We start from the raw sequence: 25,186 nt of genomic DNA on the forward strand, positions 1-25,186 counted from the left end.
CGCTACCCATTCTTGCCGGCAGGGTGTTCTGTTGAACGCAGCCAGTGCATCGCCTGGCGGCGGTACGCTTCGTACTCTTCTTGTTCTAAATGCCTGTTTCCATAGGTGACTTCTTCGAAAAGCAATGCCAGCTTATAAAATTGCTCCGCTTTTTGCTGATCGCTTTTCTGCAATTCTTCATAATAATCCCAGTTGGTTTTCCAAATTCTCGCCTCCAGCCATTCCCGCTCATGAAAATATAAAAGCAAGGCGAGAAATAAATGGCGGGCGGCTGCAGGGTAAGCAGCTTCTCCCTCAAGTTTCCTAACCTCGGACAGATGACGCCCGTATGACCATTGCCGCTCGTCCATTCCCTGCAAGGGGGCGACATCGCGGAATGCCTGCCGCCGCTTGACCCTGCCGCTCCATAAGACAATGCCGATCACCAGACCGGCCACCACGACGACAATAATCAACAGCAGGACGGCATCTGCCGCCCCGCTCGATGGAGTGAGGGAATTAAACCAGTCACTAAGATGGTCGGCCACCCATTGTTTCGCTTTTTCCCACCATGCCTGCAGGAAGTTTTTCGACTCTTCCTGGTATGCTTGGTATTCATCCTGCTCGAGGATCTTCTCCAGCTCCCGTTTAGCATTTTCGTTACTTGCCATTCCCTATCACCTGCCTGCTGCCTTCCCAATCACTGCTTGATTGTGGTTATCATCAACGGAACTGCTGTTCATCCTGGTAATCATCGAGCATTTCCTGTAAATCCTCGCCACTGTTGCGTGTCTTGCTATCCAAGAACATCACCGAATAACCGACAGCAAAAATCATCGACGTAATTAATGAAAATAAATTGACGAGAATGGTAAAAAGGACACTCGCTCCAAGGGCGATGCCAAAGATTGACTCCACGGCTGTATTAACGACAGCCGTAATCAAATACAAAATGAGATACAATCCGAAAAGCTTCCATGTCTGCTTGCGAGTCAAATTCCAACTGCGGGATAAACCCGGCGACTCCTTATCCAGGACAGTGCTTCCAAGGTAGAAACCCCAGCGAGTAGCCAACAACCCCACCCCGAGCATCAGACCAAGCATGAAGACGATGATGAAAATGATTCCGGTGACTGGTTCGATAAAGGCACCGGCCATACCGCCGATAATGATGATGATCAGGGGCACAAAAAACAGTGCAAATAGAATGACCCCGAATAACAGGCTGCTGCCCAAAATCCCTCCGAACCTTGAAAATGCCTGTTTAATCACAGAGCCGACTGTATATGATTCTTCGTTTTTAATATGATTGATGGCGAACAGGATCGCTCCATAAGCCACCGCCGTCAAGATCATGGCGATCAGTCCGACGAATAACGTGCTGATATCCTCCCCTAACGATGTCGTCTCCACATTGCTCTGATCGAAGGTGGCGATCAACTGTTCAAGCCAAGTGTCTCCACTCTCGAATTCCCGGAAAAAGCCACGTCCGGAGAGCAGTTGGACAATCGCCTGCAATAAGAAAACCGGACCGACGATAATCAAAAAAATCATGAAAAATTCCGCAAAGCGGTTTTTACTCAATCGAAAGGTTTGATCAAGAATCTCTCCAAACCCTTTCGGCTTCCTGAATTGTTCGTTCATATTACATTCCTCCAATAAACTCATCTTTCAACATACCTAACGACTATTTTAACATTGATAGGGGGATTAGCGAACAAACATTGTAAATTTTTAGAATTGATTTTACATACCTTTTCAATGATTTGACCATTCATTTCGGATCCAAAAGAGACGCTTTCTGATCGATGTTCAACTGAACATAAAAAACGCATAAATTTCAGAGCGACCAAAGGCGGACGAATATGTGAGCGTTACTGATCATAGTCGTTTGGCTAAAATAAGGGGACTACGGGAAAGGACAAATACCCAATAAATCTGCCTGAAACAACGAATTATCGCCTATTCCACCAACTTCCTCTCCCAAATCCACCAATTTTTTCAAAAAAGTTACTATAGGACCTTTATTTTTCCAATTTATAGGAAGATAATAGAAAAAAGGAGGGTGAGCAATGAAGGAAAAGCAAGTATTTAGACAACTGCTAGGAAAACGCTTGAGGCAAAGACGGACAGAACGTAACATGACTCTGCGTGAATTGGGGAACATGGCCGATTTGGATGACAACTATATCGGAAAAATTGAGCGCGGTCAGAAGAATCCTTCTGTCTACATTATTGTAAAGCTTTGTGATCCACTTGATTTGAATCTCCATTTCTTCCTCCATGAGGTCAAAGAAGATATGAATTCGGAGGTTTTCTGAAATTGAATGAAAGCGTATTCAAATTTTAATCTTGCTTCATCTATGGTTCAGCACAAATTTTATTCAAGGAGTGTGTTATAGATGGAAAAAGTACAAAAGGATTACAAAATCAACAAACAGACGATGGCCCTGCTGACGGCATGCCAGTTGGAATATGAAACCATTGTAATGGAACGGAATCGTCAGCTTTACATAAAGAGGCCACCGCTGCAGTTGATTAAAAATGCTTGTCTCAATGCAGGCTCCTCTTATGACGGACGCCGTTCAGCAGTGATCCATCATACCGGTTCGAAGAAAAAGGTGCCGATTCCGGTCAGTCCAGAAAATAACATCTTTGCCTTTCCCACCTGTTCTCCCGATACTATTCCCTGCCACTGGATCTTTTTAGAACACATCTTCGACATCAAGTCCGCCCCGAAGAAAGAAGAAACTGCTGTTCAATCCATCATTGTTTTCCATAACGGCATGCAGCTACGGTTGACGGAATCCAAGCGGGTTTTGGAAAAGCAATTCCAACGTACCATGTTTGCCAACATCAAGCTTTCAAGCCACATGAGAGCTGCACAGGAAATCGTACCAGACCATAGTTTTGATCCGCCGGAGGAGCTATCTCCACCATCCTGAACAGCTGATCGAACAACCACGTTCACTGCTCATAAATATTTATCCATATCGGCGGGCGTCAACAAATCCGTATCCACCGGAGTGTAACCAAGCTGACGGGCCATCGAGACGATTTGGCCCTTATGGTGGAATTCATGGGTTACCGTATGGGTGAACAACCAGAGGGCGGAAAGACGTTCCTCCTCTTTTTGCCATGGTACAGAGCCGGTTATCTGCAAAGAGTAGTCTTGTTGATAGAAAGTTAAAAACTCATCGACAAGCTGATCTACCAGCCTGAATTGTTTCCGCATTTCCGGGACGTTCGTGATTGTTTCCGGGTCGGCTCTTCTTCTGTCTTTTTTCAGGGCAAAATGGCCGAGCCACGCCTGGTAACAATCCGCAACGTGGACATGCAGCGTCCGGATCGATCCCCAGCCAAAGCCGTTCAATTCCTTTGTATAGTCTTCGGCTTCAAGCTGCTCACAAAATGCAAATGCATTTTCTCTGGTTAACCGGACAAGTTTATACTGTTCCTTCAAAATGGACATAAAAGTTCCTCCTTTAATCGGATTCGACTCGGAATACTCAATAAAATTGTACTGTATCCTCCAGGGCTGTTCCATAACAATTCACAAGCATTTCTGCAAATAGTATATTGGGACTAGGGAGGAAATGCCTGATAATGTTATGCATGGCATGCATTCAGAACGCATTCAACTTATGGGAGAAAGAGGGAATTATGATGAAAAAAGCCTTGATTTTCGGTGGCACCAAGTTTTTCGGAATCCATTTAGTCAACCAGCTGCTCGATAAGGGGTATCATGTGACCATTGCCACCAGAGGGCAAACACCTGATCCGTTCGGAGACTCGGTGCGCCGTGTGGAGGTGGACAGAACCGATAAACAAAGCCTGGCCCGCGCATTCAAGCATGAAACATGGGATGTCATCTATGACCAGATTTGTTTTTCGTCTCAGGATGCGATGACCTCTATGGAAATTTTCAAAGGAAAAACCTATAAATATGTATTCACTTCGTCTCTGTCTGTTTACGACATGGAGCAGATTACTCCTCCCGTAACAGAAGAAGATTTCGATCCAATGAAAGAAAACCTGATTGTAGCCGGCAGTGACGCGTTCAGCTATCAAGAGGGAAAACAACAAGCCGAAGCTGCTTTTTTCCAGCATGCTCCCTTCCCGGTCACTGCTGTTCGTTTTCCTATAGTGCTTGGCGAAAATGACTATACCGGACGTTTAGCCCTGTACATAAAAAAGATCAAGTATCACCAGGGTGTTTACCTGGATAATCCCCAAGCAGAAATGAATTTCATTTCCGAACAGGAAGCAGGGCATTTTTTAGCGTGGCTTGCCGGCATGCACATTGCAGAACCGATCAATGCCTGTGCCACCGGTGTTGTATCCCTGGAAGGGTTACTGAATCAAATTGCCGAAATTACCGGACAAAGGGTCGTTTACTCGGATAAAGAGTCGGAATCTCCGTACAATATCCCATCCACATGGACAATGAGCAATGAAAAAGCCGAAGGCCATGGATTTGCTTTTTCCAATCTGCAAGACTGGCTGCCAAAGCTGATCGAGAAATTGGCAGTACAGGTTTAACCGCCAAAAAAGCCCGACATTTCCCATGGAAAGTCGGGCTTTTTTAATGCGCATGATGTGTGCAAGCATGCGCATTTTCATCCGCTCACCTGGCGTTTTGCCTTATGTGGACTAGCAAGCCGGCGTTTACCTTCTCGTTAAAACGGAAATACCAATTAATAACGTCCTACCGAATGAAACCTAGACAGAGAAGGAGTTACCGCCATGGACAGCATTCACCCATCCAGACCGAGTGCCGACCGCCAGGACACACACTTGGAGACGGAGCTGGAGGAACAGGATACAGACAATCCCCAAGCAGATATCACATTGGGACTGGTTCCTTCTCCCGATTTACCAGAGTCTATAGCTAACAAGCTGGCGGCAAGTTTGCCAGATTATCTAAGCCGCTACGTGGATGACCAGGTCACCTGGGAAGTGAAAACAGTCACCGATCCGCTGACTGGCGCCACAGCTGATTCGGATGAACTTTTAGAGGAAACATCCCGTTCCAGAGAACGCTTTGGATGGGATTATGCCATTAGTATCACGGACTTGCCCATCTTCCTTGATAAACGGCTGATTGTGGCCGAAGCCAGCCAAAATCGAGGCAGCGCCTGGTTATCCCAGCCCGCGCTCGGTGCAGCGCCCATCCTTCACCGTGTAGAAGAAAGCATTTTGCAATTAACCAATGAGATGTATTATGGCAGTTCTAATGAAGCCCGGGAAAAGCAACAGGAAAAATTCAGACGAAAACATAAAGACAACAAAAAGCTGAAAATCAAAAATGCAAAAGATCTTTACGGGAAAAGACTGTTTGAACGATTGTCTCCAATCCGCAGAACCACGCCGGATGCCGACTATGATGTCGATGTCCGCTACACAGTCGAGTCGAAAATATACGGAGGCTGGCGCATGTTGACCGGCATGGTCCGAGCCAACCGGCCTTATACCATTTTCCCGGCCTTCAAACAGGTTATTGCCGCAGCCTTCACATCCGGTGCCTATGGCCTGATTTTCCCGACACTATGGCAGTTAAGTAACGCATTGGAAGTTTTCCGGTTAGTACTACTAATGTTGACCTCCATCACCCTGCTCTCCGTATGGATCGTCGTTGTCCATGGTTTATGGGAGAACACCGTTGATGCTAAATCACCGTATATTGCCAGACTGTATAATGTAGCAACTGTATTCACATTGATGGTCGCTGTTATCATGTATTACGTGGCACTATTTCTGTTGTTCTTTCTGGCTGTGGTCATCTTTGTTCCGGCCGATATCCTTGAATCCCAAATAAATGATGAAGTGGACTTCTCCAATTACATTACGCTGGCCTGGCTGGCATGTTCTGTCGGTACCTTTGTCGGGGCATTGGGGGCCGCACTGGAAAGCGAAGATACGGTGTTGAACACTACCTACGGCTATCGACAACGACGCCGTTATGAAGAAAGCCGGGATGATGATAATAATGAATGAAGATACCGTTCTCTATAAAAGGAGAACGGTTTTTTTCGGTGATCATGAAAGAGACAGGATTTTTATAAAGATAAAGTCTGACAAAAACAAAGCTTTCTCGACTCTATGGTTATCTTATACCTAAGCTTTAATTATTTGAATTTTCTGTTTTTATAGCTATAATAAATGTATCCCCTTCTGAGAGGCTGGTTGGATGATAAAACGTACCCCAGAAACGTTATTTGAAGAAATAGCCCAGGATAATGAGGTTTTGCAATTATTCCATAATCATTCCTTGCGTGTCATGTACTTATCCACCTTATTGGCCAAAAAAGCAGGCTGTTATGATGATGATTTACGGATCGCCGCCTTTTTACACGACATCGGAAAAATTGGAGTTGCAAAAGAAATTTTGTTGAAACCGGATAAATTAACTCCTATGGAAAAGACGATAATTGAAAGCCATGCCCATATAGGAAATGTCATTGTACGAAAAGAATTAGGAAAATGGAGAGCTGCCAGATTTATCAGAGATCACCATGAGGACTGGAATGGAACAGGGTACCCCCGTGGGCTGATAGGTGAAGAAATTTCTATCCAGGGTAGAATAATAAGAATTTGCGACACATTTGATACCATGACCTATGATAGAAGAGATTACAGAAAGCAAAACATGTCTCATCAAGATGCTTTTGACGAATTGCGCCGATGCTCCTGGTCGCAGTTTGATGGGAATTTGGTGGAAGAATTTGTTTCTATGTTGAAGGAGCTGGAACTCCCTCCAAACTGGTATGATACGTTCCATTATCCTTTTTTCGAGAAATTATTTTCGAAAGTCCAAAAACCGACAGACATTTTATAGCAGTTTTTATAATCCGGAAACATCCACCCAAAAACAGGTCCGCTTGCTCATATCCTCCAGAAAAAATCACGCGGGATTTTCCCCTGTAACATTCTTTAAAGAAAAAACGCTATTCATCTATTGTTTCTATCAGGTATAATAATAACGTTCAGACAGCAATTCCATCATCCTGCAGGAAGCTATACCTGCAGGATGTTTTTACGAAACGACTTTTTGAAATGACTATTCATTCAGGTTAAGAGGTGTTCTACATAAATGGAAAATATCGTTTTAGTTAGTATTGTCATTATCCTAGGAATCGGCATTTTCTCCCAATGGCTGGCCTGGCGCATTCAATGGCCATCGATCGTGATCATGTCGATTGCCGGATTGCTGCTCGGTCCGATTTTCGGCCTGTTCAATCCACAGGAAGCATTAGGCAATCTGTACAGCCCTTTAATTTCTTTGGCTGTCGCCATCGTGTTGTTTGAAGGAAGCTCCAGTCTCGATATCCGGGAAATCAGGGGGATTTCCAAGTCTGTCTTCCGCATCGTGACATTCGGCGCATTCATTGCCTGGATCGCCGGCTCGCTCGCTGCCCATTTCATTGCCGGCCTCAGCTATGAGGTCTCGTTTATTATCGGCGGCTTGTTTGTCGTGACAGGTCCCACTGTCATCATCCCTTTGCTGCGGAATGCCAAATTGGCTCCACGTATTGCTGCTGCGCTCAAATGGGAAGGAATTATTGTCGATCCATTCGGCCCGTTGCTGGCACTGTTTGCTTATGAGGTCATCAAAGTTTTGACCATCGATTCGCTGCAATTCGACTATTTGTTAAAATTTTTCTTCAGTGCGCTGATTGCAGTTGTGTTCGGCTATGCAATCGGCATGGCCGTCAGTATCATGATCAGCAAAGGGATCTTCCCGGAATACTTGAAATCGCCGATTATGCTGGCTTTTGTTTTGATCTGCTTCACGGCAGCAGAAGTGATCATGCATGAAACCGGGATGCTGGCGGTGACGGTGATGGGCTTGACGCTCGCCCGGACGAAACGGTATGTCTCTTCCATCGGCAATATCAGTCACTTCGTCGAAAACATTTCGGTCATGCTCACATCAACGATTTTCATTTTGCTGACCGCTTCCCTCTCCCGGGAAACAATAGCCGAGATTTTCACACTTCCAATAATCGGATTTGTCGTCGTGATGCTGTTCCTTGTCCGTCCCTTATCGATTTGGCTATCGACAATCGGAACCGAATTGACGCTAGCAGAAAAAGGACTGATCGGCTGGGTGGCTCCACGAGGGGTAGTCGCCCTGACGGTTTCGGGTTATTTTTCGGCATTGTTGATGGAAGAAGGGCATCAGGGAGCTTCCCTGTTGACCACGTTAACGTTCGCTCTTGTCTTTATCACCGTGTGTGCCCACGGATTCACGCTAAGACCGTTAGCCAAAGCACTGGGACTGGCCAACGACGCAGCCCCGGGCATTCTCATCGTCGGTGCCAGCAGCTTTTCAATCGCTTTGGCTGAATACCTGCGGAAATTCGATATTCCCGTGTTGATCAGTGATTCCTCTGCTGGGCGGCTTCAAGGCGCCGTTTCTAAAGATATCCCCGTTCATCACGGACAGATTCTTGCAGAGCACACGCAATACGACGTGGATTTGACACCTTATGAAACCATCCTGGCGATGACTGGCGACAGTTCTTATAACGCACTGGTCATCCAGTCGTATGCACCGGAATTCGGTTACAACAACACCTTTTCGTTGCCAAGCAGGAACAATTCCGACGATGAAGAACAGGTGGACAAGTCACACCGTACCCATCTGTTATTTTCCGAAGATGCTATTTTCACCGAGCTAAACCGGAAAATCAATACAACTTATTCATTGCAAACAATCTTCATTAAAGAAAAAAACAAAGTTACGAGGGAAAACCTGCCGGCCGATGTAGTACCGCTCTTCATCAAAAAGGAGAAGGACGGCGTCGAGCTGATCAGCCTGCGAAAAAAGTTCATGCTGGAAGAAGGCGATCAGCTGGTGGTGTTGAAGGCGACAGAAGGAAAGTAAATAATTGAGAATGTAACAGCAGAAGTGAACGCACTTCTGTCTTTTTTATGGTCTTTATGACCATGAGCATTTGACATTTTGTTTAATTTATTTAAAATAAATTATATAAATTGATTTTATTGTATAAATTGAATTAAAAGGAGGCGAAGGAATGACAGAGGAAATGCAACAATTGGAGGATGCCCGTGATGTGATGATCAGTGCTATCGCTCAAACAATGGTCATTTATGGTGTAACCCCTTCTGTAGGCCGAATCTATGGGTTGTTATATTTTTCAGATCAGCCCTTGACCCTAGACGAAATCAAAGACCAGGTAGCCATGAGCAAAGCAAGTGTCAGTAACGGCATTAAAGATTTATTGGAAACCGAAATGGTGACAAAGGTATGGAAGAAAGGTAACCGGAAAGATCATTACATTGCTGAAAAAGATTTTCTGAAGAATTTCCTAACTTTCTTTGTCAAAATGCTGCGGATGGAGCGAAGCCTAATCAGTAAAGCAATCGAACAAACTGAGCCAACCTTCTCTCGCATAGCTGATAAAGGCAGTCAAAATGAGATTAAGGACATGGCGGCAAAAGACTTAAACTTGATTACTGATTCTAAGCAATATTTAGATTGGGTGATGCGTCTAGCCAACGCCATGGAATCTGGAGAAATATTCAACTACTTTCCCAAAAGCAACTAATAGACAAAGGAGTTTTTATTATGAGCATCGAAGAATCAGCTCTCGTTCTAATCGACCTACAAAAAGAAGGAAACTTCGGTTTGGAAAGGATGGACAAAGCAATCCGCAATACACAGGAAGTAATCCAAGCTTGCCGCGAAAATGGCATTCCGATTATTTATACTAGGCAAATCAATCGTGCCGATGGAATTGGGCTCTCAAGACAGGAACCGCTTAAGGAGGATGGCACTCCCTTCTTCTATGCATCCAACACGGAAAACATTGAGATTGTGGAGGAAGTAAAACCCCTCGAGACCGATATAGTTATCGATAAACACCGATGGAGTGCCTTTTTTGATACAAATCTAGATATAATTTTGAGAAGTATGGGAGTCAAAAACCTCATCGTTGGAGGAGTAGTGACAGATGGCTGCCTACTGACTTCTGTTTTCGATGCCTATTTCCGTGACTATAATGTTCACTTGGTCAAGGATATGTGCGCTGCGTCAAATGAAGGAGCACACATGGCCTCCTTAATGATTATGGCCAACTGGGTATATAACCTGAAAGTCTATAACACACCAAAAATTATCCAACAAATCAACGGAGATGGCGTTAATTGTTGGGAATCAAACGAGGTGGATTCTTTGCAGTTCACACCGGAAAATATGAGACAGCAATTTGCCAAACTACCACAAGATAAAGGAGAATAAATTTTATGAAAAAACTAGTCATAATCGCAATATTAGTTGGACTTATCGCCCTTACTGCTTGCGGACAATCAGATGAGACGGAAAACCAGTCAAGTGATTCAGAAAATGCCAACTCTTCCAATGAAAATGTGGCAGAAGAAACAATAACCTTTGGAATGCCATCATGGACCAGTACAGAAGCACCTACAGCGATCGCAACTCAGATATTGGAAGAAGCCGGGTATAATGTCGAAACATCTCTTCTAACACAGCCAGTAATTTGGCAAGGAATACAAGACCAGGAAATTGATTTCTTTATGGACGCATGGCTGCCCTATACGGAAAAAGAGCTATGGAACGAATATAAAGAAGACCTGCAAAAAGTCGCTACCAGCTATGAAAGCGCGCCTCTAGGTTGGGTTGTACCAAGCTATGTTGAAGAAGAAACAATTGACGACTTAGCAGGAAAAGCCGATAAGTTTGACAACGAAATTGTCACGATTGGTGCCGGAGCTGGAATCGTGGAAATATCGAAGGAAGTCATGAACGATAAAAACTACAATTTAGATGGCTATGAACTCGTTCCTTCAAGTGAATCGGCCATGATGGGTGTTATTGATTCAAAAACTAAAAACAAAGAACCTTTCGTGATAACCGGTTGGCGCCCCCATTCCATGTTTGCTAAGTACGATTTGAAGTTTCTAGAAGATACACAAGAACATTTTCAATACGACAACGTATATGTACTTTCTTACAAAGGACTGGAAGAAAAACACCCGAGAGCATACGAAATCATGTCCAAGTGGAGTATAGATGTAGCTGACCTAGAGGAAATGATGCTCGCTTATGAGAAAGAGGATACTTCATTTGAGGACTCAGCGGCAGAGTGGATAGAGGAACATCGAGATCAAGTCGATAAAATGTTGGCTGAATAAGTTTTCTCCTCTTTAAATTTTAGGGAGGAAACTCTGGAACCAGAAAGAAGAACAATTTGCGAAAAGTGGAGAGATTCGACGCGAAAGTAGAGCGACTTCGCTTCAAAGTAGAGCGACCCGACGCAAAAGTAGAGCGATCTCAACACTAAGAAGATCAACTCGCACGAAGTGGAGCGACTTCACTCCAAAGTAGAGCGACTCGACGCAAAAGTAGAGCGATTTCTACACTAAGAAGAGCAACTCGCACTTAGTGGAGCGACTTCGCTTCAAAGTAGAGCGACTCGACGCAAAAGTAGAGCGACCTAGATCAACTAGTCCGAAAAGAGATCAAAACAAAAGGAGAGAGGCTTTCATTGAGCAGCCTCTCTCCTTTTCTGTTTACTGTCTAAAGAAATCTATTGAAACAAATTCTTCTCTACCTTGCCGTCCTTGACGACAACTTGGATATTATCATTGTCAGCCTGCGAAAAAAGTTCATGCTGGAAGAAGGCGATCAGCTGGTGGTGTTGAAGGCGACAGAAGGAAAATGAATATAAGGTGGAACAAAAAGGCAGAAGCAGCTCAACTTCTGCCTTTTGCACATCTGTCTGTTTTTTCCCGGACATTTAAAACATATACAGGAAGTCATGAACGTTTATGGTAAAATATAAATACTTGTGTGTAAATTAGGAGGGGTATAATTGAAGAGGAAAATGATAAGGGGATTCATTTTAGTCATCAGCGTTCTGTTCATTAGTGCTTGCAGTAATTCAGCAGAAGATGAAGAGGTAGGCGAAACCGCTGATGGTGCAGAAGAAAACACGGCTACACCTGAAGAAAATGAAGATAAAGAGGAAAACGATAATAACGACGGCAACGACAGTATGTACGGAGACCTTGATTTGCCTGAAGATCAGCTTGGCTTATCAATTGGCGACACGGCTCATTATAAATATGGTTATCAAGACATCATACGAGAATTTGAAATCACCCTTAATTCTGTAGAAATTACCGATACCGCAGGAGATCAACCGAGCGAGGAAGGCAACTATGTCCTCGCGAACGTGACGCTTAAAAATCTAAGCGAAGTGCCAGTTGTCGCTGAAGATGGATTAAGCCTGTATTTAGATAATGAAAATGTCGGTGGTTTACCTTGGTTCTACATAGATGGAGTGGCAGAAAAGTGGCCAGGTGAAATACAACCTAATGAGTCTAAGACAGGGGTATTATTATATGACTCACCTGTCGGGACTTCTTATTCATTAATTAGTGGCGACTCCTCACCTAACGCAAATACCATTTCATTTGAATTTACAGAGGACGAGGCAGAATAAGTACAGGGACTTAGCAACGTGAATAGTTAAGTATTTAAAGATGCATACACGTCACGCTTAAACAAAACTGGATTTCAGTTAAAGATCGTGCCTCTACTGCACTAATGAATGGCGTTAGCTAAAGACTGCATATAACGGATAGTGAGAGAATATTGCAGAAAAATTCGCATATATAGACAAAAGGAGAGAGGCTGTCATTGAGCTGCCTCTCTCCTTTTCTATTTTCCGCCTAAAGAAATCTATTGAAACAAATTCTTCTCTACCTTGCCGTCCTTGAGCACAACTTGGATATTATCATTGTCAGCCAGCGAGTAAATATCCTCCAGCGGATTTCCTTTTACAATGACAATGTCAGCTAGCTTGCCTTGTTCGATGGTGCCAAGCTTATCCTCCCAGCCCATACATTCGGCTGCTGTTTTAGTGGAAGCGACAATGGTTTCCATCGGCGACATGCCAGCATCGGCCATCAAACCTAACTCACGAAGGTTGGTGCCATGCTTCATTACGCCGGCATCTGTACCCATGGCAATTTTGACGCCAGCTTTGTATGCTTTCGTAAAGCTTTGTTTATGGGCTTCAATAACTTCTTTCGATTTCTCGACTGCGCTGTCCGGCATGCCTACTTCCTTGGCAGTTTCCAATACCGCTACAGGTGCCAACAGCGTCGGAACAAGATATGTACCGTTTTCCAGCATCAATTCGATCGCTTCATCGTCGATGAAAATGCCATGTTCAATCGAATGGATGCCAGCACGCACTGCATTTTTGATCCCTTCTGCACCTTGTGCATGGGCCATAACTTTGACCCCTTTGCGGTACTTGCCTTCCTGGACGATCACTTCCAGCTCTTCTTGGGAAAACTGGGTGAATTCCGGATGGTCGGTGGCGCTCAGGACCCCCCCTGTCGCATGGACTTTGATAACCTCAGCCCCTGCCCTCAGCATCTCCCGGGTCTTTTTCCGGACTTCTTCCACGCCATCGCAAAGACCACTCGGCATGCCAGGGTAATCATTCGGCAGCAAGTCCAGGATATTGCCGGAAACCGTATAACCGTCCCCGTGTCCGCCAGTGATCGTCAGCGCATTGATGCTCAGTTGAAGCCGCGGTCCGGCAATCAAGCCATCCTCGACCGCCTTTTTAACCCCGAGATCTGTGCCAAGCGCATCCCTCACCGAGGTGATACCTGCTTCCAACGTGTTCTTCAAGTACTCTGCTGCTTGATAGTACATAAAGGAAAATGGTGTTTCCAGTCGTTTGGAAACCGGCATGTATTCCATCATCATATGGACGTGGGTATCAATCAGACCCGGCAGAATCGTACCGCCCTGTGCGTCGATGACTTCCTCTTGCCCGGTCGGCTGATAACCGCTTTCTTCTCCTGTATAAACTATTTTCGCTCCGTCGACGACGACGATTTGATCTTTTACCGGCTCTCCGCCGTTACCATCGACCAACAATCCGTTTTTAATCAGTTTTACTGCCATCCCAATTCCTCCTTGTAAAATACTTCTATGTTATAAGGTCCCTACCAGGATTCCTGCCACGACCACCGAGCTTACCGTAACCGTGGTGAACCCGCCAATCAACATCGGGGCCAATAACTCATTGAAAATGATTTGTTCTTCCTCTTTGTTGCGTGCGACACTCCTGCTGGCTTCTTCACACAAAATGTAATCCCCTGGGAAGCCGAACAAGGCGGTCAGCGCCACTGGCATTCCCTTGAGTGGATGCCACTTCACCAATTTGGACACGATGTAACCGCCGAGCGCGATGCCGAAAGTTCCCAACAACAAAAATAGAAGTATGCTTGGCAGGTTATCAAGTACCTGCTGTGGCGTGACTCCTCCCATGGTGCCGAGCACCACAAATATGATGGCAATCATGACAAGTGTGAATGAATTCGATTTTTCCAATGTCCGAGATTCAAAGACTCCCAGCTTCAAACCGATAACGCCGATCGCCAGACACCATAGGCTGTAATTGATCGGAGTCACTTCTCCAAGCGCTACACCGATTGCAGCCCCGACAAATACATAAAACAATTTCAGTGTCATACTTGAACGAAGCGGACTTTGCGCTTTATCATCTGCTTCGGGTTTGCCGCTATCCATCCCGTCCGCCATCGGAACGAAGACACCATTGTCCATGTCATTTTGGATGGTGGTCGCATATTTTTTCATGAAAAATAACGAGAGCGGCATACCAAGAACACCTTGAAAAGCGACAATCAATGCCGGAATGACTACCAGACTGCTCAATCCGATTTCCGTCAGCTTTTCCGAGGTGACGACCAACGCGATGATCCCTCCGCTGATCGGCCCAACTCCTGCCACGGCAGTGGGATAGTCAAAAATCAAAGAAACGATGACCAACAAAAGAACACCTGCAACAATCACGCCGCCCAGGGAAATGGCAACTGCTTTGATTTGTTTTTTCAGCAGCGAAAACGGAATCAAGGTCCCCATATGTAAGATGGCCGGTCCCACCAAAATCGCTCCAAGGGATCCAAAGGTCGACTTATCTAAGATATTCTCCGGAAAGATGCCAGTCCAAATACAAATCAGGTATCCAACCATTGCGGTCAGAAGCATCGGGACTCTGGCCCGGGATATGATAGAAATCCACTCTCCCAGGGCGATTAATGTAAAAAGTATGACTGTAGCTATTAGTGGATTTTCTAACAATCCAAAAACCTCCATTCCTTATTTTATTTTCTAAAAATTTAAATAGTTCAAATAGTATAGCACTGTCATAATTTTCTGTCTATATGGTTTTTGTCGAAATTTGCGTTTTGCAAGAATGCCCGCAAGATGTGTAAGCGGTTAACCGATTGAGGATAAAGGCAATCGCCTATTAAAAAAAATAGCTATGACTTCCATAATGAAATGGAATGTCATAGCTATTTAAGTCGTTCTGAATCATTAATATGTAAAGAAATAAAATGTAAAGGTTCCATCAGCTTATGACTATTTAACTACTTATTTTTCAATTATCCTTTCAAGTCATAGATTCGGACAATTTCTCCAATGTTATAACCTACCCAAGCCCCGATAAACGGGAAAGTACTGCCAGGAAAGTCCACACTTGCAGGGTTAATACCCTTAACCCACACGAAGACGGAGATAAAAATACAAATAACACTGATGATGACAGCCTCCGTCATTCTTCTCCGCTTCCAACGCTTCTCCCCCAAACGTCTTCTGTCAAATTTCTGCACCATTATACTAGCCTTAGTACCAAAATATCTTCCTGTCTTTAGGGTGTACAATGTGACGGCTACTATTATCCATATAAGCACAAGACTTCCACCAATGAGGAGGGAGGGCTCTCCGTTCTCGGCCAAATAACGAAATAGCACGAATAACAAGAGCATCACGAGATTGTATTGGACTAACAGCTTCTTTTTTAAACGCTTAACTTCTTGAATATCCAAGTTGACTTCATCCATGTTATCCTCACTTTCAAATTGACAACTTTAAAGATAAGCACCCGTTTTTTTAGTAATCAAGAAATGAAGTCACTTATCCTGTTCACCAATCGACTAAGATGAAATAATGGAAACAAAACTGCAATCATAATATTGCTCTCTAAAATTGCTCTCTAAAACTGCTCTCCAAAACTGCATTCTGATAAGAAGCTTATAAACGAACAAAAATGCGCTTACACTAATTGCAGAAAACAAAATCCAAAGATATTCCTTTTGTTTTTTCACTTCATGTTCTATGGCTTTGATCTTCCAAGTATCTTTTTCTGAAAAAACTGCGTCTATCCCTTTCTTTTCCATTCCAACCATATTGAATGATGTCAACGATATACTTTCGTCTGACACTTCAACTATGTCATAACCATTTGGTAAAAATGAAACTTTATAAACAATTAGATAAGAAATACCAATAAGAATACCTGCAATCAATAAAAAAGCTAAAAATTTCATCACCTTCGGTACAAAATGATCATCCATTTATTGAACCACTCCCCTTAAACACCTCCGTTTTATATAAAAACCCAAATACTGCTGCTGTGTTAGTTGAAGACATTACTATTCAATCCACTTCTTCTACTTCAAATGTCAATCTATCTAAATCCCACACATCTTCCTCATAATTTTTGATCACTTTCACCTGAACTTTTTCCCCTTCTTCATAATCTTCCGGATTGGAAACTCGAATGGTTTGAGAGGTGGGGGCATCGTCAATTTCATATGGTTCTGTAGAAGATCCTTTCTCGCTAACTGTTGTCCATGCGTCTACGTCCACTTCCATATCTCCACTTTCTTTGTTGATTCCTGTAATGTCCCCTTGCATAAAAGTTCCTTCTTCCGCTTGAGAACAACCCATCAGTGTACAAAGAAAAATTGCCCCAATGAAGAATAACTTGTTTTTCGACATATGTTAGTCTCCTTCACACAATGAATTTCGTAAACCACGCTATATACTCCGCTCCCCATACGAAAAATAACTGGGCAAGCATTGTACCTAATAACCTCGAAGTCACCATCATTAACGACATGCTTTTTAACTTATTGTAACTTCCTCTTTGATTAACAACATCGTCTGCTATTACTGATAATTTAGGATCGATAAAAATAACCAGGAGTATTGTTGCAATCCCATTTATAACCCCATTGAGTTACTTTCTTTTTGTATTTACCCTGATTTTACCATACTGGGAATTTTTCTTGTTGGATTTTTAAGAAAGAGCCTGGGACAAAAGCATGGCCACCAAATCAAAAACCAAACAAATTATAACTACCAATTAGATTCATTCGGTTTTTAGTTGCGTATTCTTGTTATATCCTGTTGTTTGATGGGTGCTTCGAATCGCTACGGCAAGATACTACGCGTTCCACGGGCACGGCTTCAACTTCCTCAGAAAGCACCAAACGCTTTCTTGCGGGATTTTCAGCTCGTGCTGTTCCCGTAGGAGTCTCGGTATCTTGCCTTCGCTACGTTTTCGTGGCCTGATTTCAACTTTATCAAGACAAGATGAACAAAACTATATTCTTCTATTGGCTGATAGGTATCTAAACAGAGAAGAGGAAAAAAATAAGCACGGAGTTTCCTTTATTCTTTGGAAATGGGACAATAGCATAATAAGGATAAAGAAGTACTCCTGGTCTCCATGCGGCTTCGCTTTCTATCCGCAAGGACATGAGGCAAAACGGAAAACACACCAGAAGAAAGTATCTCCTTCCAACGGAGGCAAGGTATGAAGACTCCGGCGGGATGAGCGCGAGCTGAAGATCCACTTGGCAAAGCGGTATTCTTTGCCAAGTTAGCTGAAGCCGTGCCCGCGGAAAGCGAAGTACCTTGCCGGAGTGGAACGTTGCACTTTTCATATCATTTGCTTTTAGCTCATCAAAAAACCGAACGAATGATGGATCGTTCGGTTTTCATTTTGGTCACGATTTTCCCGTCTTGTCTCGCTATCCCAGTAAATGCTCACCCTCCAACTGAACTTGCCGCGTACTCGTACCCTCCAATTCCAGAATAACCAATTCATTATGCTTTTCCTTCAACAGAGGACCGGGCAAATAAAGCCGTTGCTGCGGACCTGCTGTGCTCCAGTATCTGCCGAGGTTGAAGCCGTTGATAAAGATGTTTCCTTTTATAAAGCCGGCTGCATCGACAAACGTGTCACGCCGCGCGGGGGCATCGAAGGTTCCCCGGAAAAATTTTGGATAACGCGAATCCTCACTCAACCCATAATCGGTCGGCAAACATTCCAGTTCGATGGCATACATTTCCCAATGAAAAAAGTACTGTTCACCGAGCCAAATGTTGTGAATGAGTCCTTTCCGGTCTGACAAATGCTCTCCATAGTTGGCCCTTCCCATGTTTTCCACCAATATTTCCAATCTATTGATACTGTTTGGAAAAGGCAGCGTAATCACGCGTTCTTCATCATTTTTATAGACGGTCGTGACATAGCTGCCGTTGATGTACACAAAACCGCGGTCCTGGATGGCGTCGATTTTCAGGTTCAAGTCCCCTTGTCTGTCGATCTTGGTGCGGTATAGTGTATAACCATAAGACTGGTCGATCTCCTCCATCGACAGGGGGGCGACGTGTTCGATACGCCTGCTGGTATGCTGCAGTGTATCAAATAAACTGACCGTTTCTTTCAATTTTACTGTTCCATATGCTTTGGCGGTAGACTTGCTTTGATAGTCTTCCGGAACGTCCATGTAATCTTGTAATGTCTGCTTGATGGCACGGTACTTATCGGTCACCCCGCCACTTTCCGTCAATAGACTATCATAATCATAGCTGGTGATCGTAGGGTAGTAGATATCATAGTGATTGGCGCCGTTCATGAAGCCGAAATTGGTGCCTCCATGGAACATATAAAAATTGACCGAGCTGTTGCTTTCCATCAGTTCCTTGAATACCTGGGCAGCATCCTCCGCATCCCGGGTATGGTGTTCCCCTGTCCAATAGTCGAACCAGCCAATCCAGAATTCCGTCACCATCTTCGGGGAACCAGGTTTCATCTCCTCGAGTTGTTGGAAGGCCTCCTCCACCTTTGATCCAAAGTTCAATGTCGTCGTCACGTCCGGTAAAGATCCTTGTTTGATAAACTCCGGCCCGTCGGATGTGAATAAAAACGTCTCCAAACCATGCTTGGCATACTGGTCTTTTAAAAAAGCTAAATACGGATGATCATTTCCGTAAGCACCATACTCATTTTCGATCTGCATGGCAATGACGGGGCCGCCATGTTGATACAAGAAAGGACGCAGCTTCGGCAGCAGTATGTCGTAATATTCTTCCACATGTTGCAAATAGACAGGATCACTGCTGCGAAGCACGATATCAGGGTTTTTCAAAAGCCAGGAAGGCAGGCCGCCCATTTCCCATTCAGCGCAAATATACGGGGAAGGACGGATGATGATATACAAATCCAACTCATGCACCAGCTGAATGAACTGTTCGATATCGGCCAGCCCGGAAAATTCAAACCGCCCCTTCTTTGGTTCGTGCAGGTTCCAGGGCACATAGGTTTCTACCGTGTTCAAACCGAGCGCTTTCAGCTTCTGCAGCCGGTCTTCCCATTGCTCGGGGACCGTGCGGAAGTAATGCATGGCCCCGGATAAGATCTGAAAGGGTTCGTCATCTAAGTAAAACATTCCGTCTCTAGCCTGCAGCATGGGCGCCCTCCTTCCGTTCTCGTTTTAAGAGTCGCAATCCAAAAGAAGGCACTTCAATCGACTGGGAAACAGAGCCTCCGTCAATAAGATTAGTAAAAGTTCCATCAGGCAAAACAACGGTTTGCTTTTCACCGCCAAAGTTCATAAAAAATAAGTAATCATGCTTGCCATCTGTCCGGCTTTGCGCCGACACACCTTGCGGCAACTTGGATTCCAAAGCCTTTTTTACCCCAGTTTCTTCCACCAGTTTTCCATAAAAGGCGTCGTGGAAGGACTGTTCATTGCGAGAGGCGATATAGTATGCTTTTCCCCGGCCGAAACGATTGACCGTCAGTGCTGGACGGCCGGCATAAAAATCTTCCTGGTAAGTCGCCAACACTTCCGCTCCCTCCAAATGAATCAAATCACAAAGCTCGACAGTCGTATATTCTCCATTCAAGCCAAGCGTATTTTCCTTCAACTTGATTTGGTTCTTCTGCCCATCATACAAAGCGTCGATTTCCTCGGACCAGATGCCGAGTGTACGTCGAAGCGGGCCGGGAAAACCTCCGAGGAACGTCAAATCGGTTTCATTGACGATACCCGACCAATAGGTGGTGACGACTGTACCCCCATTCTCGACAAATGCTTCGATTTTTTCGCCAACACCATCCCGCACCATATAGAGCATCGGCGCTACCACCAGTTTGTATTTCGAAATATCCTTCTCCATATCGATGACATCGACAGCTACCCCTTGCTTCCAGAAGGCCTGATAATGTGCCGCGACTGTTTTTTCATACTTGATCCCTTGATTGCGCGGTCCCTGGGCATCTTTTATCGCCCATCGGTTTTCCGTATCAAAAATGATGGCTACTTCTGCTTCTACGGAGGTTCCGACAACCTCATCCAATTTGGCAAGAGTCTCCCCGACTTTGCTTACTTCCCGGAACACCCGGGTATGTTCGTGACCTGCGTGATCAACTACGGCACCATGAAACTTCTCGCTGGACCCCCTGCTTTTACGCCATTGAAAATACTGTACAGAGTCCGATCCATGCGCGACTGCCTGCATCGAAGACAACAAGTGCATACCTGGACGTTTCAGTTTGCTGACTGGCTGCCAATTGGTCATGCTAGGTGTGCTTTCCATCAACAAAAACGGCTGTCCGTCTTTGATCGAACGAAACATGTCATGGTTCATCGCCACCCAGGCTGCCTGTTCGACATCCCCGTCAGGATCATGCCAGGTCGGATACGAATCCCACGAAACAAAATCAAGCGTATCGGCAAACTTGCCGTAATGGAGTCCCTCGAATGCCTCCATGAAATTGGTGGTAACCGGCAGGTCTGGTTTCACTGCTTTCAATGGTTTGATCTCCTGTTTGAGGAAGTCGAGGGTCTGATCTGTCACGAACCGCTTCCAATCCAAATTAAGTCCGTGGACCATCGTTTCCCCGTGCGGTGCAGGCGATTCAATTTGCGACCACGAGGTGTACGTATGACTCCAAAACGTCGTCCACCAGCTATGATTCAAGCGATCCAATGTTCCGTATTTTTCTTTCAGCCATTCCCTGAATGCTTCCTGGCATAAATCACAATGGCATTCTCCCCCGTATTCGTTGGAAACGTGCCAGCCGATCACTGCAGGGTGGCCGGCATACCGTTTCGCCAGCTTTTGGTTGATCGTCTTCACTTTTTCACGGTAAACCGCGGAAGTATAACAGTGGTTATGTCGCAGCCCGTGCAGGTTACGCACCCGGTTTGGACCGACTCGGAGCACTTCCTGATATTTCTCCGACATCCAGGCCGGACGCGCGCCGCTCGGAGTCGCCAAGAACGCGTAAAGGCCATTCTCGGAAAGTTTATCGAGAAGCTTGTCAAGCCACTCGAACCGGAACACTCCTTCTTCCGGTTCGAGTTTAGCCCAGGAAAAAATACCGACAGACATTACATTGCAATTTGCCAGTTTCATCATGCGGATATCTTTTTCCATGATGCCGGGATAATCCTCCCATTGCTCCGGATTGTAGTCGGCACCGTGAAGCATTTTCGGGATTTTCGAACTGACTGGATTATATTTCATTTCATCAAATCCTTTCCTGACTCGTTCTTCCTTCTTTAAAGAGGAATTTTTCGCATGGCTTGTTGCTTCTTCATGCAGCGTTATGAATCGACTACGGAAAAATACTTCATTTCCGTGATGGTTGTACTTCATCCACATGGAATGAAGACAAAGGCACTCTACGTCGACCATTCATTCCCCGTTTTGCGCTGCTCCATTTCATCTTCACTGCCCCCATGAAAGACGTTTTCTTCTTCCGTGCGCCTTTTCATCTTCATCACACCGGTGAAGGGGTTCCTTCTTCCGCACGCCTTCTTTCCATTTTCATCAACTGTGAAGGATGGTATTTCCCTCGTTAATCAACTCCAATTCACCGCCATCCACTGAAAAGCGCCCCCATCAATGCCATTCCGGATCCATCTTCACGCCAAACCGGAAAGGGCCGCTCTTGAGTCTGTATTTTTCCAGCACATCGGGACCGCAGCTTGCCGAGCCGAGTCCGTGCTGCCGGTGATCGAGCATGATCGTAAGAAAGTCCTGTTTGACTAAATCATACGTATGTTGTGCTTCCTCTATGTTTTCCTGTGTATAATATTGCGCGTTGAAGTCAAATACAGGCTGACCCCGGAAAGTCATTCCGGTTCCTGCTTCATTGGTCAACCGCGCCCAGCGGACCTGGTGGCGGTTGCCGTTTTCCTGCGGGTAAACATACGGCGTGCGGAGGTCCTCGACAGCCTTTGTCCAGACACCGACGCGAGCCGCTTGCCGGCTGTCGACATATGCTTCTCCCGGCCCGAGGCCATACCATTTCACATGATTGAACACTGCCGGCACTTCCATCTTCAACCCGATGCGCGGAAAGGTACTTGGAAGCTTTCCATACGGTTCACCTTTTACATCGATTGCAAGTCCACCGGCAACATCAATCGTATAGCTGTACGTAGTGGCAACTCCCCACTCCAGGACAGGAGGAGCCACCCGGGCTTTCACAGCGACCTGTACCCGGCCATCACTCATCGACTGCCAGTTCAATTTTTCAATCCGCTGCTGGAGCCAGTGCAGGCCGAAGTCTTTCCATTCTTTGATCGAGGGGATATCCTTCCAATGCACCTGGGCCCATAGATCATTGTCGATCGGTGCCCTCCACAAATTCAGGGACGGCCCTTTCTTCAACAAATCGACCCCCTGGTACTGATATTCGGCAATATCTCCGTTTCCTTTATTAAACAGGAGGTGAAAATCCACTCCCTCGACAAGCAGACCACCAGTTCCATCTACCACACGCAAAGGCATTTTTGTTTTCGTTGTAGCAGGAAATACATCAATCGAAGGAGCCGGGAGTTCAAATTGAGCCCATGCAACCAGGTGACCGGCTTTCGCCCAAGTAGTATCGACCCCTAACATAAAGTCGATATCCAGCCAGTATTCTCCTCCTTCGCCCAGCACCCTTTCCAGTTGATAAGACAAGACAACTTCTTCGCTTGCACCTGCCTGAATACCGGCAACCGAAAAGGTACCAGTTGCGACCACCTTTTCACCGGTCTTCACCGACCAGACCGCCTGCAAATGATCCAAGGAAATAAAATCATAACGATTCGTAACCTTTATCATGCCTTTTTCCAAATCAACCGCTTCGACCAAAACCGGTTCGATGACTTTTTTATACTCCTTTAACGCCGGTGACGGAGTGTGATCAGCCTTCACCAGACCATCGATCACAAAGTTGGAATCGTGCGGTTTTTCTCCGAAGTCACCTCCATACGCAAAGTATTCTTCTCCATCTTCTGTCACCCTGCGAATCCCGTGGTCAAGCCATTCCCAGACAAATCCACCCTGGAGACGATCATATTTGTAGAAGGCTTCCCAATACTCCTTCAACCCGCCGGGACCATTTCCCATGGCATGGGCATACTCGCACAGGATATGCGGCTTCTTCAAATCATTCCGCTGCCCTAAATCATCCATCACTTCAACAGCCGTGTACATCGTCGTGAAAACATCCGAGGCTTCCGGATCGCGCTGCGGATCATAATTGCTTTCCGACCGGGTGATTGCCCGGCATTCCCCTTCATAATGGATCAATCGTGTGCAATCATATCCTCTCGCCCACTCTGCCATCGCCATATGGTTTTTTCCGTAACCGGACTCGTTCCCGAGCGACCACATGATGATGGATGGATGGTTTTTATCACGGGCGACCATCCGTTTCATCCGATCCAGGTAAGCTTCCTTCCATTCCGGGTCATCGCTTAGCCTGCTCCAGTCACCGATTACATCAAAACCGTGCGTTTCCAAGTCGGCCTCGTCAATTACATACAATCCATATTGATCACACAAATCATAAAATCGCGGATCATTCGGATAATGAGCCGTCCGGACTGCATCAATATTGTGCTGCTTCATCAACCGGATGTCTTCCTCCATCCATTCCAGCGGGACGGCGCGCCCCAAGTCGGGATGATGATCGTGGCGGTTTACCCCTTTCAGCTTAATCGCCTTGCCGTTCACATAAAACAAACCGTTACGCAACTCGATTTTCCGGAACCCGACGCGGACGGGAATCACTTCGGTTGTTTCATCCAATCCTGTCTGGAGCGAAATCAGCAGCTTATATAAATAGGGATCCTCGGCCGACCATGGATGAGGACTTTCCACAGAAAAAGTGGTGATGATCGTTTCCTTTCCTGCCCCATCGAGCGTTACCTCTTCGCTATCCGCTTCCCCAACAAAAGCTCCGTTTGCATCAAAAAGCTGATAATGCAGCCGGGATTCCCCGCTTGCCGTTTCTCCGCTGTTTTCAATGACCGTTTCAATCGACAGGCGGCCTTCCCCGTTTTCAACAAAGTCTGCCTTTACAAAAGTATCCTCGACATGTACTTTCGCAACAACAGTTAAATAGACATCGCGAAAAATACCACTCAGCCACCACATATCCTGGTCTTCCAAGTACGTCCCATCGGACCACTGATACACTTGGACAGCCAGCTTGTTGTTTCCTTCCCGGATATAAGCGGTCAAATCAAATTCAGATGGAACCCGGCTCCCCTGGCTGTAACCGACTTCTTTCCCGTTCACCCATAAACAGAAAGCACTGTCCACCCCTGCGAAGGTAATGGTCACTTGTTTTTCCAGCCATTCTGCGGCAATCCAGAACTCTCTGACATAGGAACCGGTCGGGTTTTCGGTGGGCACGAAAGGCGGTTCCACTGGGAACGGATAGACGACATTCGTATAAGCCGGTTTTCCGTAACCATGCATTTGCCAGGATGAAGGGACATATAAATCATCCCACCCACTCGTTTCATAGCCTTCCGTGTAAAATCCTTCCGGTGCCGTCTGAGGATTTTCCGCGTAATGGAACTTCCAGCGTCCATTCAATGAATGGACAGCTGGTGAAAGCCTGCGATTGAATGTCAGCGCCGTTTGCCTGTCGGAAAAAGGAATAAAATGTGCGCGTGCGTCCCTGCGATTTCGCTGTAATAGCTGGTGATTTTCCCAATCATTTACCATCTGAATCTC

General features: G+C 45.5%; 22 protein-coding genes and 1 pseudogene. 11 read left to right on the top strand and 12 right to left on the bottom strand.

Going from position 1 to position 25,186, the window contains the following annotated elements; translation table 11 throughout:
- Positions 1–2 precede the first annotated feature (2 nt).
- Positions 3–650 carry a DUF4129 domain-containing protein gene (locus ABVF09_RS14730; protein WP_026771811.1) on the bottom strand — a complete coding sequence of 216 codons (648 nt, stop codon included), beginning with the start codon at positions 648–650 and terminating at the stop codon, positions 3–5.
- Positions 651–702: 52 nt separating this feature from the next.
- The gene (locus ABVF09_RS14735) at positions 703–1,623 is read right to left on the bottom strand and encodes a hypothetical protein (protein WP_153461715.1); all 921 of its coding nucleotides are present in this window, start codon (positions 1,621–1,623) and stop codon (positions 703–705) included.
- 428 nt (positions 1,624–2,051) lie between these two features.
- Between ABVF09_RS14735 and ABVF09_RS14740 the strand changes: the two genes are divergently transcribed.
- Positions 2,052–2,300 (top strand): helix-turn-helix domain-containing protein, encoded by a 249-nt coding sequence (locus ABVF09_RS14740; RefSeq protein ID WP_051382133.1) that lies wholly within the window; start codon positions 2,052–2,054, stop codon positions 2,298–2,300.
- A gap of 81 nt (positions 2,301–2,381) precedes the next feature.
- Positions 2,382–2,924 carry a competence protein ComK gene (locus tag ABVF09_RS14745; protein ID WP_081718191.1) on the top strand — a complete coding sequence of 181 codons (543 nt, stop codon included), beginning with the start codon at positions 2,382–2,384 and terminating at the stop codon, positions 2,922–2,924.
- A gap of 29 nt (positions 2,925–2,953) precedes the next feature.
- Here the strand turns inward: ABVF09_RS14745 and ABVF09_RS14750 are convergent, their stop codons facing one another.
- Entirely contained in the window at positions 2,954–3,451 is a 498-nt protein-coding gene (locus ABVF09_RS14750) for a DinB family protein (RefSeq protein ID WP_153461711.1), read from the bottom strand.
- Between the two features lie 194 nt (positions 3,452–3,645).
- Here ABVF09_RS14750 and ABVF09_RS14755 point away from each other — a divergent pair, with 194 nt between their 5' ends.
- The 9 genes from ABVF09_RS14755 (at position 3,646) to ABVF09_RS14795 (ending at position 12,473) form a co-directional block, all read left to right on the top strand.
- A complete protein-coding gene (locus ABVF09_RS14755) occupies positions 3,646–4,521 on the top strand; it encodes an NAD-dependent epimerase/dehydratase family protein (protein ID WP_371069528.1) in 876 nt (291 codons plus the stop codon).
- A gap of 204 nt (positions 4,522–4,725) precedes the next feature.
- On the top strand, positions 4,726–5,976 hold the full coding sequence (locus ABVF09_RS14760; protein ID WP_371069529.1) for a hypothetical protein: 1,251 nt from the start codon (positions 4,726–4,728) through the stop codon (positions 5,974–5,976).
- 193 nt (positions 5,977–6,169) lie between these two features.
- Positions 6,170–6,817: an HD-GYP domain-containing protein gene (locus tag ABVF09_RS14765; protein ID WP_371069530.1), complete on the top strand. Its 648-nt coding sequence runs from the start codon at positions 6,170–6,172 to the stop codon at positions 6,815–6,817.
- A gap of 255 nt (positions 6,818–7,072) precedes the next feature.
- Complete coding sequence (locus ABVF09_RS14770) at positions 7,073–8,869, top strand: cation:proton antiporter (protein ID WP_153461707.1); 1,797 nt, start codon at positions 7,073–7,075, stop codon at positions 8,867–8,869.
- A 151-nt stretch (positions 8,870–9,020) separates the two neighbouring features.
- A complete protein-coding gene (locus tag ABVF09_RS14775) occupies positions 9,021–9,554 on the top strand; it encodes a GbsR/MarR family transcriptional regulator (RefSeq protein WP_153461705.1) in 534 nt (177 codons plus the stop codon).
- 20 nt (positions 9,555–9,574) lie between these two features.
- A complete protein-coding gene (locus tag ABVF09_RS14780) occupies positions 9,575–10,246 on the top strand; it encodes a cysteine hydrolase family protein (RefSeq protein WP_153461703.1) in 672 nt (223 codons plus the stop codon).
- A 5-nt stretch (positions 10,247–10,251) separates the two neighbouring features.
- Entirely contained in the window at positions 10,252–11,160 is a 909-nt protein-coding gene (locus ABVF09_RS14785) for a glycine betaine ABC transporter substrate-binding protein (RefSeq protein ID WP_153461701.1), read from the top strand.
- Positions 11,161–11,558: 398 nt separating this feature from the next.
- The gene (locus ABVF09_RS14790) at positions 11,559–11,690 is read left to right on the top strand and encodes a hypothetical protein (protein WP_272914930.1); all 132 of its coding nucleotides are present in this window, start codon (positions 11,559–11,561) and stop codon (positions 11,688–11,690) included.
- Positions 11,691–11,840: 150 nt separating this feature from the next.
- Complete coding sequence (locus ABVF09_RS14795) at positions 11,841–12,473, top strand: DUF4352 domain-containing protein (protein WP_153461699.1); 633 nt, start codon at positions 11,841–11,843, stop codon at positions 12,471–12,473.
- Positions 12,474–12,712: 239 nt separating this feature from the next.
- Here the strand turns inward: ABVF09_RS14795 and ABVF09_RS14800 are convergent, their stop codons facing one another.
- From ABVF09_RS14800 to lacZ, 9 genes and pseudogenes are all read right to left on the bottom strand, one after another.
- Positions 12,713–13,957 carry a metal-dependent hydrolase family protein gene (locus ABVF09_RS14800; RefSeq protein ID WP_026571323.1) on the bottom strand — a complete coding sequence of 415 codons (1,245 nt, stop codon included), beginning with the start codon at positions 13,955–13,957 and terminating at the stop codon, positions 12,713–12,715.
- Between the two features lie 30 nt (positions 13,958–13,987).
- Positions 13,988–15,157 carry a hypothetical protein gene (locus ABVF09_RS14805; protein ID WP_371069531.1) on the bottom strand — a complete coding sequence of 390 codons (1,170 nt, stop codon included), beginning with the start codon at positions 15,155–15,157 and terminating at the stop codon, positions 13,988–13,990.
- Between the two features lie 305 nt (positions 15,158–15,462).
- Positions 15,463–15,921: a hypothetical protein gene (locus tag ABVF09_RS14810; RefSeq protein WP_153461695.1), complete on the bottom strand. Its 459-nt coding sequence runs from the start codon at positions 15,919–15,921 to the stop codon at positions 15,463–15,465.
- 93 nt (positions 15,922–16,014) lie between these two features.
- The gene (locus ABVF09_RS14815) at positions 16,015–16,434 is read right to left on the bottom strand and encodes a hypothetical protein (protein WP_371069532.1); all 420 of its coding nucleotides are present in this window, start codon (positions 16,432–16,434) and stop codon (positions 16,015–16,017) included.
- Positions 16,435–16,516: 82 nt separating this feature from the next.
- The gene (locus ABVF09_RS14820) at positions 16,517–16,861 is read right to left on the bottom strand and encodes a hypothetical protein (RefSeq protein WP_371069533.1); all 345 of its coding nucleotides are present in this window, start codon (positions 16,859–16,861) and stop codon (positions 16,517–16,519) included.
- A gap of 13 nt (positions 16,862–16,874) precedes the next feature.
- Positions 16,875–17,099 (bottom strand): annotated as a pseudogene (locus ABVF09_RS14825) (lipid II flippase family protein); the annotation flags it as partial.
- A 799-nt stretch (positions 17,100–17,898) separates the two neighbouring features.
- Positions 17,899–19,623 carry a glycoside hydrolase family 35 protein gene (locus ABVF09_RS14830; protein ID WP_371069534.1) on the bottom strand — a complete coding sequence of 575 codons (1,725 nt, stop codon included), beginning with the start codon at positions 19,621–19,623 and terminating at the stop codon, positions 17,899–17,901.
- A complete protein-coding gene (locus ABVF09_RS14835) occupies positions 19,610–21,688 on the bottom strand; it encodes a beta-galactosidase (protein WP_371069535.1) in 2,079 nt (692 codons plus the stop codon). The genes ABVF09_RS14830 and ABVF09_RS14835 overlap by 14 nt, the downstream gene beginning before the upstream one ends.
- A gap of 378 nt (positions 21,689–22,066) precedes the next feature.
- Positions 22,067–25,177 carry a beta-galactosidase, LacZ type gene (lacZ, locus tag ABVF09_RS14840; RefSeq protein ID WP_371069536.1) on the bottom strand — a complete coding sequence of 1,037 codons (3,111 nt, stop codon included), beginning with the start codon at positions 25,175–25,177 and terminating at the stop codon, positions 22,067–22,069.
- Between the last annotated feature and the right edge of the window lie 9 nt (positions 25,178–25,186).

The sequence above is a fragment of the Sediminibacillus sp. JSM 1682029 genome, from assembly GCF_041366435.1.
GTDB lineage: Bacteria > Bacillota > Bacilli > Bacillales > Amphibacillaceae > Sediminibacillus > Sediminibacillus terrae.